Annotated in this window: 8 protein-coding genes and 1 pseudogene; all 9 read right to left on the bottom strand. The window is 64.1% G+C overall.

The window, feature by feature from the left end:
- Positions 1-150 precede the first annotated feature (150 nt).
- Complete coding sequence (locus E5W87_RS29330) at positions 151-1,242, bottom strand: tetratricopeptide repeat protein (RefSeq protein WP_292405529.1); 1,092 nt, start codon at positions 1,240-1,242, stop codon at positions 151-153.
- Positions 1,239-2,159 carry a Ku protein gene (locus E5W87_RS29325; protein ID WP_292405526.1) on the bottom strand — a complete coding sequence of 307 codons (921 nt, stop codon included), beginning with the start codon at positions 2,157-2,159 and terminating at the stop codon, positions 1,239-1,241. Before E5W87_RS29325 ends, E5W87_RS29330 begins: the two co-directional genes overlap by 4 nt.
- Positions 2,160-2,249: 90 nt before the next feature.
- Positions 2,250-4,736: a DNA ligase D gene (ligD, locus tag E5W87_RS29320; protein ID WP_292405523.1), complete on the bottom strand. Its 2,487-nt coding sequence runs from the start codon at positions 4,734-4,736 to the stop codon at positions 2,250-2,252.
- A 290-nt stretch (positions 4,737-5,026) separates the two neighbouring features.
- Positions 5,027-5,251 (bottom strand): hypothetical protein, encoded by a 225-nt coding sequence (locus E5W87_RS29315; protein ID WP_095482742.1) that lies wholly within the window; start codon positions 5,249-5,251, stop codon positions 5,027-5,029.
- A gap of 193 nt (positions 5,252-5,444) precedes the next feature.
- A complete protein-coding gene (locus tag E5W87_RS29310; protein WP_292405519.1) occupies positions 5,445-6,545 on the bottom strand; it encodes a class II histone deacetylase in 1,101 nt (366 codons plus the stop codon).
- A 6-nt stretch (positions 6,546-6,551) separates the two neighbouring features.
- On the bottom strand, positions 6,552-8,135 hold the full coding sequence (locus tag E5W87_RS29305; RefSeq protein WP_292405516.1) for a GMC family oxidoreductase: 1,584 nt from the start codon (positions 8,133-8,135) through the stop codon (positions 6,552-6,554).
- A gap of 10 nt (positions 8,136-8,145) precedes the next feature.
- Entirely contained in the window at positions 8,146-9,219 is a 1,074-nt protein-coding gene (locus E5W87_RS29300; RefSeq protein ID WP_292405513.1) for a branched-chain amino acid ABC transporter permease, read from the bottom strand.
- A 7-nt stretch (positions 9,220-9,226) separates the two neighbouring features.
- On the bottom strand, positions 9,227-10,114 hold the full coding sequence (locus E5W87_RS29295; RefSeq protein WP_292405510.1) for a branched-chain amino acid ABC transporter permease: 888 nt from the start codon (positions 10,112-10,114) through the stop codon (positions 9,227-9,229).
- A gap of 4 nt (positions 10,115-10,118) precedes the next feature.
- Positions 10,119-10,333, bottom strand: a pseudogene (locus tag E5W87_RS29290) (branched-chain amino acid ABC transporter ATP-binding protein); the annotation flags it as partial.

The following is a 10,333-nucleotide window of genomic DNA, read 5'->3' as shown; positions in this document are numbered from 1 at the left end:
CTGAAGGGGGGAGATTGGCAGCTTCATCGTCCCGCCCGCTGTCCAATGTTGGCGGTTGGCGAAAGCCGTGGACGCATCCAATCTCCCCCCTTGAGGGGGAGATGTCCGGCAGGACAGAGGGGGGTGTTCAAGCGCAGACATTGAACTACCTCACCCCGATTTCTGCGCCAGTTGCAAATCGACGAACTGAATGCCCTTGGCAGCCATCCGCGCCCATTCGGAGCTGGCGTCGAGCTCGAGATAGCGCGACCAGTTCCGCCGTGCCTCGGCAAGCTTGCCGGCGTCGAACTCCAGCCGGGCGAGGTTGAACACAGCGTCGGCATAGTTTTGGTCGAGCGCGATCGCCTTTTGCAGATGCCGCCGCGCCGACGCCTCGCGGCCCTGCTCGGTCATTAGCCCGGCCAGATTGAACCAGGCCTCGACAAAGCCGGGGTCGAGCTTGATGGCGCGGGCATAGTCATGTGCCGCCTCGGCCGCGTGGCCGGCGGCGCGCAGGCAGTTAGCGCGGTTGAAGGCGGCAATCGCATCGCTCGGATCGATGGCCAGGCAGCGCTGGTAGAGAGCCGCCGCCTGCTCGTGGTGTTCAGCCTCTTCTGCCGCCTCGGCGTCGGCGAACAGTTCTTCCAGCGTGTCGTCATCCGGCGATCCCAAGTCGAACAGCAATTGTCCGTCCAGTTCGCTCTGGCCGCCCTCGAGATAGATTGCATCGGCGCGCCCATGCTGCGAGCCGACATTGAGCGACTTGGCGGTGAGCGAGGCGACCGGGCCGGAGCGGTGCACCGAGCGCACGATCGCCCCCCACGAAGCGCCGCCGGCAACCAGCCCGGCATATTTGCGGGCGAGGATCAAATCGCGAAAGGAATAGGGCTCGCCATCATGCTCGAAGGCATCGAAAAGCGACAACAGGTCGAGGTCGGATGCGGCCAATCGCGATTGATCGAGAAGCGACTGCCGCGACAGGGCTGAGGCCTCCGGCGCCTTCATCAGCCCGAGCAGGCGCAAAAAGCCGTTTTCGCTGATCAGCTTACGCCCGGCCGCGCGCTCGGCCGCGATACGGCGTTCGATCTCGGCATCCCCCGCCTTGGCGAGATACAAGCGGCCGAACACGACATGGGTGGTGCGCCTGTTGACGCCGCGCCGCAACTGGCCCTGCTGGCGCTCAACCTCGCGCGCCGCCAGCCGAAGTGGAAACGCCGCCAGCGCCCCGACGATGCCGAAGACGGTGCCAGCGAGAGCTGTCACCCTTTGCTCTTGCCGACGGCCTTGAGAAGGTTGGCCTTGAGCGGATTTTCCTTGGCCGCTGCGGCCCCAGCCTTTGCAGCACTTGCCTTGGCCGCCGGTTTCGCCGCTTCATCGGCCTTGCTCTTGCTCTTAGCCGGCGGCTTGGCCGATTGCGACAGGCTGGCCTTCAGCGCATCCATCAGGTTGATGACATTGCCGCGCTCGGGCGCGGCCGCGATGATCGGCTTGTGACCCTTGAGCTTCTCGCGGATCATCGCCATCAGCGCGATCTCGTAGCGATCCTCATAGTTCTTCGGATCGAAGGTGGTTTCCTTCTGCTTGATCAGCGCTTCGGCGAGCTGCAGCATCTCCGGGTCGGGCTTGCCGGCCGGGATGTTGCCGAAATATTCAGCCGTGCCGCGCACTTCGTTCGGATTCCTCAAGGTGCAGACGAACATGCCGTTCTCGCGCGCGCCGATCGTCACCACGCGCTCGCGGCTGGACAACACCAGCCGCGCGATCGCCAGCTTGCCGGACTTGCGCATGGCCTCGCGCAGCACCGCGAAAGTCTCCTCGGCCATCGCGCCGTCCGGCGCCAGATAGTACGGCGCGTCCTGATAGATCACGTCGACCTCGCCCTCGTCGACAAAGGCTTCGATGTTCATCGTATGATTGGATTCGATGCGCACCGCGTCGAGATCGGTATCATCAATGATGATGTACTGCTTGTCCTCATACTCGTAACCCTTGATCAGGTCCGAGCGCTCGACCAGCCCGAGTTCGGGATCGACCGGCTTCATGTTGATGCGGTTGTGCGTCTTCTTGTGCAACTGGTTGAAGCTGATGCGTTCGCTCGCACTCGTCGCCGGATAGAGCCGGACCGGACAGCTGACGAGGCTGAGCTTGAGGTAACCTTTCCAACTTGCCCTGGGCGCCATGAATTCTCTCCTACGCGGCCGTGCACTGTCGAACTGTTTGCAGCGCTTCGTCCGGAGGACGAACGATGCTGCGGAAATCCTACATCCCACCTACAATACCGGCAAATCCCTAGCGAAATCTTCCATGTCGGCCCAGGGATCGCCGGAGGTGGCCAGAAGGCCCGGCAGCGAAGAATAATTCAAATCTTCCGGAGCGTCGATGGATTCCAGATCGGACCAGCTCACCGGGGTCGAGGCCGGCAGGTTTGTACGGGCGCGCAGCGAATAAGGTGCCGCTGAGGTGTGGCCGCGCGCATTGCGGTGATAGTCGATGAAAATGCGCCGCTTGCGGTGGTCCTTGCCCATGGTGGTGGTGAAGGTGTCGGGCGCGGAGGCGGCCAATGCCGAGGAAATGGCGCTGGTCGCCTGGTGCAGCTTCTTCCAGTTTTGTTTCTGCGTCACCGGCACTGATATGTGGATGCCCTTGCCGCCCGAGGTTTTGGCGAACGGCACCAGCCCCATCGCCTCCAGCTCGCCCTTGATATGCACTGCCGCCTCGACCACCTCGCGCCAGGCGATCCCCTCGCCCGGATCGAGGTCGAAAACGATCAGGTCGGGCTTGTCGAGCCGCGTACGGTGGGTGCCCCAGGTATGGAACTCGACGACGCCGAACTGCGCCAGCGCCAGATAGCCCTTGGCGTCTTCCACCGACAAATAGGATTTGGTCTCGCCCTCGGAATTGGTCGCCTCGAAGGTCGCCACCGATGAAGGCATGCCGGTGAAGGCATGGCGCTGGAAGAAACAGTCCTGCGGCTTGCCGGTCGGGCAGCGCACCAGCGACACGGGGCGGCCGAGGATGTGCGGCAGCATGAAGTCGCCGACCAGCGCGTAGTACACGGCGATATCGAGCTTGGTCGGTCCGGTCTTGCCGAACAGCCGCCGCGTCGGATTGGTCACCCAGATCGTGGCAAGGTCGGCCTCGGCGATCAGCCGCTTGCGCTTGGCCGACACCGGCGTCGACAGGCCGACATCCCTGAGACCGCGGAACACGCCGTGGCGCAGCGCATTGTCCGCCGTGCGGTTGGCATAGTGGATATGGGCTGAGAGCAGCGGCCGCACCCATTTCATCTCGCGCATGATCTCGCGCGGAACCCCTTCGGGCGCAGACGCACCGGCGCTGAGCGGCTCCAGCCGGGCCAGCAGCTCGGTGGCGGTAGCGGCATCGAAACCGGTGCCGACCTTGCCGCGATAATGCAATTCGCCATCCTCGAATTCGCCGAGGCCAAGTGCGGCCAGCCCCTCGGCCGCATCGGAGACGGTGTAGCCGGCGATGACGAAGTCGCCGGACTTGAGCGCCTTGGTCTTGGTCCAGGTCTTGGTACGGCCGCTCTGGTAGGTCGCCGTGGCGCGTTTCGAGACGACGCCCTCCAGCCCCATTTCGGAGGCCTGATCATAAAGCCCCTGGCCATCGCCTTCGACATGGTCTGAGAACTGGATGGCGGAATTGGCGACGAGACCGGACAGCAGTTGCGCAAGCAGCGCCTTGCGCCTGATAAGCGGCGCTTTTCTCAGGTCCCAGCCGTCGAGATGCAACAGATCGAAGGCGTAGAAGTGGAGCTTGTTGCCTGCGCCTTGCGCCAGCGCGTCCTGCAAAAAGGCAAAACGGCTGATGCCCTTGGCGTCGAGCACGACGATCTCGCCGTCGATGATCGCATCGCGGCAGGGCAGTCTGGCGAAGGCATGCGGCAGGTCGCCATAGCGCTTCGTCCAGTCGAGGCCGGCGCGGGTGATCAGCTCGACCACGCCGTCGGCCAGATGCGCCATGGTGCGGTAGCCGTCGAACTTGATCTCGTGCAGCCAGGTTTCGCGCGTTTTTTCCGCGGGGTGTTCACTGCCGGGAGGCTTCGGAACCTGCGTGGCCAGTTGCGGCTCGATGCGGGCGGGCGCCTGCGCTTTGATCGCGCCCGGCAAAGCGCCGGGCTTCAGCACGACCGGTTTCGCGGGCCTCGCGGCAGGCCGCGGCGTTGCCACCAGCTCCTCGATGCGGCGGCCGGATTTGACGCTTTCCGGCCGGGCTTCCAGTATGTCGAGCTTGGCGTCGGCGGCGAGATCACGCTCCTTGAACAGCAGCCAGTTCTTTTTGCCCTCATCCTCGCCGGGCTTCGGTTTCAGCCGCGCCAGCATCCAACCGCCATTCAGTTTCTCGCCGGCCAGTCGGAACTTGAAGGAACCGGTGCGCAAACTCTTTTCGACGTCGTCCATCGGCGCCCAGATGCCGGTGTCCCAGACGATCATCGGCCCGCCGCCATATTCGCCCTCGGGAATGACGCCTTCGAAGTCGATATATTCGAGCGGATGGTCCTCGGTCTCGACCGCGAGCCTTTTGTCGGCTGGGTTGAGCGACGGGCCGCGAGGCACCGCCCAGCTCTTCAGCACATCGCCGACCTGCAGGCGAAGGTCGTAGTGGTCGGCGGTGGCGTGATGCTTGTGGACGACGAAGCGGTTACCTTCTCCGGCAACCAGCCCGCCGGCGGGCTCCGGCGTCTTGCTGAATTCACGCTTGGCGCGATAAGCCTTGAGCTTCGAAGGAGCTGGCATGGACTAGGTGCAATTGCTGGCGAAGGAGCGGACTGCCATGCTTTCGTCATCCCAGGGCGGAGCGAACGCGAAGCGGAGCGCAGGCCCTGGGATCCATGCCGCGACATTTGCCGAAAGGCACTGCGGTGCCGAACTTAACACAGGTGATTTCGTCATTGCCCGTACCGCCTCCAACAGCAATCCTGCACCGTAGGAACACTCACAGGTCACGGCATGGATCCCAGGGTCTCCGCGACGTCGCTTCGCTCCTGCTCCGCCCTGGGATGACGAAGGGGTAGAGGTCACACAACTCAATCGTCGGTGGCCGGCGTCAATTCGAGCTCGGCCGGCGACAGACCCTGCTGGAGTTGGCTCAGCCGGAATTCGTCGACCCAGTAGGCCTCGCCGTCCACCAGGACCCGCGCTTTGTAGGCGCCGGCGGAAAAGCTCTGTGCGGTGATATAGACCTTGTGGCGGTCGAGTGCCTTACGCACCGCGGCGCGCTTGGATTTCTGGCTGGTGACGGAACTGGCCATGACTCACTCATACACAAGCCCGCGGGAGAAGGCGGCGGCCATAAGGATGGCCGAGACCGGGTGTTCTGTCAATTTGGGGACGATCTGGCTATCTTCCCAGCAGCCGGCGCGTCAGCTTTCGAAAGCGCCGCCGCATGACAATTGGGCGAGCTGCGCCGCGGCGACCGCGCCCGGCACTACCACCCATCATCCACTATCCGATGCCGCCCACCAGCTCCTCCGCTTTGGCGATAGCGACTTCCTGATGCGGCTGCAGGAGCTGGCCGGCATAGGCTTCGAAGACCGGCAGGAAGGGATCATCGATATGCGTCCTAATGCCGGACAATTGCTCCATCACCGCCAGCCCGCAATAGGGCACGTAGGAAGCCGAATAGCCGCCTTCATGCGACATCATCAGCCGCCCGCCGCAGAGTTCGTCGGCCGCCTGCATCAGCAGCCGCGTCATCTCGCGGTAGCTGCCGCTGTGCAGCATCATACGTCCCAGCGGATCGGCCGCCGACGCGTCGAAACCTGACGGCACGACGATCAAGTCTGGCTTGTAGCGAGTGAGCGCCGGCAGCACCACACGTTCGAAGACGGAGATATAGGCGCCGTGGCCGCATCCGGCCGGCAGCGGCACGTTGATGTTGTAGCCTTCGCCCCTGCCCTCGCCGCGTTCCTTATGAAAGCCGCTATCAGGCGGATAGAGCCCGTTCTGGTGGATCGAGATCGTCAGCACGGACGGGTCCGCATAGAAGGCCGACTGGGTGCCGTTGCCGTGATGGACGTCCCAGTCGACGGTGGCGACCCTTTCAAAACCGTGTTTGGCCCGGTTCTTCAGGATGGCGACCGGAACATTGCCGAACAGGCAAAAGCCAAGGCCTTGCGCGCGTTCGGCATGATGACCGGGCGGCCGCACCAGCGCGTAGCCATTGTCGACATCGCCGCTCAGCACCGCATCCATTACTGCCGCCGTGCCGCCAGCCGCCAGGCAGGCGATCTCGTAGCTGCCGTGGCCAAAAGGGGTAAGATAGCTCGCATCGCCGCCACGCTCGTCGCTGAGCGTCTTGATGCGGCGGATGTAGTCGCGATCATGGAACAGGGCCAGATCGTCCTCGCTCACCGCAACGGAGGCGATCTTCGACAGTTTTTCGGTGAGGCCTGAAACCTCCATCAGGTTGCGGAACCGGCGTTTGGTCGCGGCATTTTCCGCATGCTCGCCCGGCTCGATGGTCAGGCTCGGCTGAAAGAACTGCGCGGCGTTGCCGGTCTCGTGCCAGAGATAGAGTTCATGGAAATTCCAACCCGTCGCCATTGTTTCCTATCCTCCCAGGATCATCGATGCGGCGCGTTCGGCGATCATGATCGTCGGCGCGTTGGTGTTGCCCGAAACCATCTTTGGAAATACCGAGGCGTCGGCGATGCAAAGCCCTTCCAGCCCGTGCACCTTCATCGACGCGGGGTCGACGACGGCCGTGTTGTCGGTGCCCATCCGGCAGGTGCTGGTCGGGTGATAGAGCGTCGTGCAGTGGCCGCGAATGTACTCAGCGATCTCGGCGTCGCTCTCGCATTCGGCGCTTGGCGTGATTTCGCCGACCAGCATTTCTTTGAGCGGCGACTGCGCCGCGATTCGGCGGCTGATGCGGATGCCTTCTACCAGCGTGGCGATATCCGATCCGTCCTCGTCGCTGACGAAGTAACGCGGGTCGATCGCCGGATATTCGATGGGATTGGCCGAGCGCAGGCGGATCTCGCCGCGGCTGTCAGGCCGCTGCAGCGTGGTATGCAGCGTGATGCCGGGCTTCGACGACAGGAAGCGCACATAGTCGCGATGCGGGCTGATGGCGCCGTAAAGCTGCAGGTCCGGTTCGACATCCGGCCGGCTCCTGACGAAGCCGCCGGCCGCCACCCAGGGCGAGGAGCGCGGGCCGCTGCGCGATGTCTGCCATTCCGCAAAATCGCGCAGCAGCGTCTCGTCGGTCCAGGCGCCAACGCCGATCTTGTCCTTGGTGTAGAAGGTGATCGGAATGTTGATATGGTCCTGCAGATCCTTGCCCACGCCCCGCAGATCGTGGACGGGATCGACGCCGACCTCTCTGAGTTCGTCGGCCGGGCCGATGCCGGAAAGCAGCATCAGCTGGCAGCTGCCGATCGAGCCCGACGACAGCACCACCTCGCTGTCGGCAAAGGCAGTCTCCGGCACGCCGTTGACCAGATAGCGTATGCCTTTGGCCCTGCCCCTCTCGACGATCAGGCCCGTCGCCAGCACGCCGGTTTTGACGGTGAGGTTGGGACGTTGCCGCGCCGGGCGCAGATAGGCCTTGCCGGTGCCCCAGCGTTCGCCGTTCTTGATCGTGAACTGGAAGAGGCCGACGCCTTCCTGCTCGACGCCGTTGAAATCGCGATTGTGCTGGTAGCCGGCAGCCTTGCAGGCCTCGATCCAGGCGAGCTCGTTGGGATCGACATGCCCGACATTGCCGATATGCAGCGGCCCATCGGCGCCGTGCAACGGGTCATTGCCAAGCTCGGCATTGCTTTCGCAGGCCTTGAACACCGGCAGCACGTCTTCCCAGCCCCAGCCCGGGCAGCCCATGGCGGCCCAGCCATCATAGTCGGACGGCAGGCCGCGAATATAGATCATCGCGTTCAGCGCGCCGGAGCCGCCGATCATCTTGCCGCGCGGCCAGAACACCCGCCTGCCGCGGCAACCGGCCTGCGGCTCGGTGTAATAGCCCCAATCGACGGCGGTGTTGAACATGGTCGGCCAGTCCGACGGCACGTCCGAGGCGAGCGGCGCTTCGCGTCCGGCCTCCAGCAGCAGCACCTTGCGGGCAGGATCGGCGCTGAGCCGGTTCGCCAATACGCAGCCGGCCGAGCCGGCACCCACTATGATCGTGTCGAACATCGTCGATCTCTCATTTTCCGGCCGCAGCCGGGCTTTGCACAATGTTGCTCACTGCTGGCTTGCTGCCCGTTGGGCCGGTGCGCTTGCGCGCCAGCCAGCGGACAAGATCGCCAAAGCGGCCGACCAGGCCCTTCGGCATCAGCACCACCGACAGCGCAATGATCAGGCCGAGACCGAGCGTGCGGAACTCGCCGCTCTCGCGCATCAGCTCGTCGGCCAAGACCAGCACCACGGTGCCGACAAGCGGTCCCCAGAACGTGCCAACGCCGCCGACTACGACGATGGCGATGATGAACATCAGCTGCGACATCGACAGCACGCCGGGGCCGATCGCCTGGAAATGCGCGGCATAGAAACCGCCGGCCAGCCCGGTGAAGAAGGCGGAAATCCCGAAGACCAGAAGCTGCGCCTGGAAGCGGTTGACGCCACGCGCCACCGCATAGCCCGGATTGTCCTTGAGCGCCCGGAAGGCGAGGCCGATCGGGCTTTTGACGATCGCGTAGGTGAAGACCATGGTCACCGCGAAAAGCACGGCGATGATGGCATAGTTGCCGACCAGCCACTGCGCGCGCAGCAAGGCCCTGGTGCCGAGATCGCCGAAGCGGGCGAAGCCGACGGCGCCGCCGGTGAACTGGCGGCAGACCGAGCCGACCATGACGAAGCACTCGGTGTCGGTGACGATCAGCAGATACATCGTCTGGGCAATCGCCAGCGTCAGCAGCGCGACATAGACGCCAGTCAGCCGCAGGCAGGCGAGGCCGACGACAAGCGAGAACAGCGCGGCGCCGAGCGCGCCGGGCACAAGGGCCGCCCACACGTTCCAGCCGAAATAGAAGCAGAACATCGCCGTCGCGTAGCCGCCGAAGGCGAAGATCGCCATTTGCGCCAGCGAGAAGATGCCGGAGAAGCCGAACAAAAGGTTCCACTGCGATGCGATCGTTGCATAAAACAGCGCCAGCACGATCTGGCCGAGGATGTAGCGGCTGTCGATCATGAAGGGCAGCGCGATCGCCGCCGCGATCAGCACCAGGCTGATGGCAAGATCGGTTTTGGCTGACCGCGACATGGATCTGGTGTCTGTCATGGTCCCCTCACATGCGGCGGATTTCGGCGCGGCCGAAGAGGCCCGACGGTCGCCAGATCAGCACGGCAATGACCACGAACAGCAACGACGGAAAGCCCCAGCGGGCGCCAAGCGCGTACTGGACGAAGGATTCGAGCAGCGCCAGGCCAAGCGCGGCGGCGACCGCGCCCGGCAGATTGCCGAGACCGGCGACGACGCACATGATGAAGGCTTTCAGCATCGGATCGTTGCCGAGCGGCGGTGACAATTGCGTCATCGACGAAACCATCACGCCGCAGATGCCGGCGAGCGCGCCGGACAGCATCAGCACCTGCAGATAGACGCGGTTGACGGCAACGCCCATGAGTTGGGCCGCATCGCGGTTCTGCGCCGTCGCCCGGATCGCCCGGCCCATCCGCGTCCGGCCGAGCGCCAGCGAGACCACCACCATCATGATGACGACGACCGCTATGATCAAAAGGTTTTGCCATGGCAACGTCAGCGGCCCGAGGCGGAAGGCGCCGGCGATCGAGACCGGCTGCTTGAGCGGCTGTCCGCCATAGGTCAGCAGGATGGCATTCTCCAGGGCAATGCCGATGCCGACCGTAGCAATCATGACGTTGGCTTCGAATGTCGACTTGTCGTTCTTCAGGAGATTACGAACGATCGCAAAATAAAGGATCGCACCGGCCGCAGCCCCGACAAGGATGGCGCCGGCAAAACCGATCGCGATCGGCAGGCCGAGCGAGATGATCACCGTGAAGGCGGCGTAGCCGCCAAGCGTCAGCATCGCCGCATGGGCCATGTTGAGCATGCCCATCGAGCCCCAGACCAGCGACAGCCCAACCGTCGCCAGGGCATAGAGCGCGCCAGACGTGAACCCGGCGACGAGAATAGCCATGAGAACGTCGGTCATGGCGTCAGCCTCCAAGATAGGTTGCGAGGAGCTCGTCGCGCGCCATCAGTTCGGCGGGCTTGCCCGACCAGACGATAGCGCCGTCGTCGAGCAGATGCAGGCGTTCGGCGAGATCCTCGACCCGCGCCGGGTTCTCCTCCACCAGCAGGATCGTCCGGCCAGCCTTGCTGAGTTCGGCAATGACGCCGTAGACCTGATCGATGATCAGCGGCGCCAAGC

It is taken from the genome of Mesorhizobium sp., from assembly GCF_004962925.1.
Classification (GTDB): Bacteria; Pseudomonadota; Alphaproteobacteria; order Rhizobiales; family Rhizobiaceae; genus Mesorhizobium.
This window is presented reverse-complemented; position numbering and strand designations above follow the sequence as displayed.

Bases quoted from the DNA above. Each gene is read 5' to 3' on its own strand.
- E5W87_RS29295 (WP_292405510.1), bottom strand. From the start codon at position 10,114: ATGACCGACGTTCTCATGGCTATTCTCGTCGCCGGGTTCACGTCTGGC.
- E5W87_RS29325 (WP_292405526.1), bottom strand. From the start codon at position 2,159: ATGGCGCCCAGGGCAAGTTGGAAAGGTTACCTCAAGCTCAGCCTCGTC.
- E5W87_RS29300 (WP_292405513.1), bottom strand. From the start codon at position 9,219: ATGACAGACACCAGATCCATGTCGCGGTCAGCCAAAACCGATCTTGCC.
- E5W87_RS29315 (WP_095482742.1), bottom strand. From the start codon at position 5,251: ATGGCCAGTTCCGTCACCAGCCAGAAATCCAAGCGCGCCGCGGTGCGT.
- E5W87_RS29310 (WP_292405519.1), bottom strand. From the start codon at position 6,545: ATGGCGACGGGTTGGAATTTCCATGAACTCTATCTCTGGCACGAGACC.
- E5W87_RS29305 (WP_292405516.1), bottom strand. From the start codon at position 8,135: ATGTTCGACACGATCATAGTGGGTGCCGGCTCGGCCGGCTGCGTATTG.
- ligD (WP_292405523.1), bottom strand. From the start codon at position 4,736: ATGCCAGCTCCTTCGAAGCTCAAGGCTTATCGCGCCAAGCGTGAATTC.